Origin of the sequence: Streptomyces sp. NPDC002265 (assembly GCF_040296125.1) — a bacterium.
Taxonomy (GTDB): domain Bacteria; phylum Actinomycetota; class Actinomycetes; order Streptomycetales; family Streptomycetaceae; genus Streptomyces.
In genome coordinates, this window is record NZ_JBEOWS010000716.1 from 1 (window position 1) to 1,157 (window position 1,157).

General features: G+C 76.1%; 1 pseudogene. It reads right to left on the bottom strand.

Annotated elements, in window-relative coordinates:
* A pseudogene (locus ABT085_RS46500) lies at positions 1-1,157 on the bottom strand (virulence factor); the annotation flags it as partial.

Here is a 1,157-nt window from a genome sequence, read left to right on the forward strand (position 1 = left end):
GTAGTCGACGGTGCGGGCCAGCGAGGCCGAGGCGGCGGATGCGGCCTTGGCCGCGTCGGCCGCGTAGCCGAGAGCCTCCTTGGAGTAGGTGCGGGCGTCGGCGGCGTACTGGGCCGCGTCGGCCGCGTGCTGGTAGGCCTCCTTGGCGTCGCCCTTGGCCTGGTCGGCGAGGTTCTTGGCCGCCTGGGCCTCGGCGGCCGCGTTCCTGGCGTGCGCGTCGGCGACGGCCTGCTGCTGCTCGGCGATCGTCTTGGAGCTCTGCCCGGTCAGCACGACCAGGCCGGCCGCCGAGTCGGTGTCGACGTAGGGCGAGCCGAGCTGGACGGCGTCGTTGGCCGGGCTCGCGACCTGCTTGGCCGCTTCGGAGGCGTCCACGGCCGCCTGGGCGGTGACATGGGCGAAGCCCGCGGCCTTCGCCGACGCCGTGAGTGCCTTGCCGGCCTCCACGTTGGCGGCGTCCGCCTGGGTGCGGGCGTCCTTGGCGTGCTGCTCGGCCTCGTCGGCGAGCTCGACCGACGTCTTGGCCTCGGCGGAGGCGTCCTGGGAGGCCTTGATCGCGTCGGCGACGGCGCTGGTGGCGGTCCGTACCGCCGCGTCCGCCTTCAGCTTGTCGGCCTGGGCGGCGTCCGCGTCGGAGCGGGCGCGCTTGGCGGCCGCCTCGGCGCGGGTCGCGGCCGCGTCGGCGTCGGCTGCCGCCTTGGTGGCGGCGTCCGCCTCGGAGCGGGCCCTGGTCGCGGCCGCTTCGGCGGCGTCGGCTGCCGTGTCGGCGTCGTTCGCGGCGGCGCGGGCGGCGTCGGCCGCGTCCCCGGAGTCGAGGGAGTCGGCGTAGGCCTCCTTGGCGTCGGCCTTGGCGCGGGCCGCGTCCGCCTTCTGCTCGGCGTCCCAGGCGTCGTCCCGGAGGGACTTGGCGTGGTCCTTCGCCTTGACCGCGTCGTCGCGCCGGTCCTCGGCGGTCTTCTCGGCGGCTTCCGCCTTGTCCTTGGCGTCCTTCGCCTTCGTCGCCTCGGACTCGGCGTTCCCACGGTGTTCGGCGGCCTCGGCCCGCTTGGCGGCCGCGTTCGACTTCTCCGCCTTGGCCGTCTTCTCCTCGGCCTCGGCGGCGAGCCGCTTGGCGTGCGCGTCGGCGGCGGCCGCCCTGGCGTCACCCTCGGCCTTCA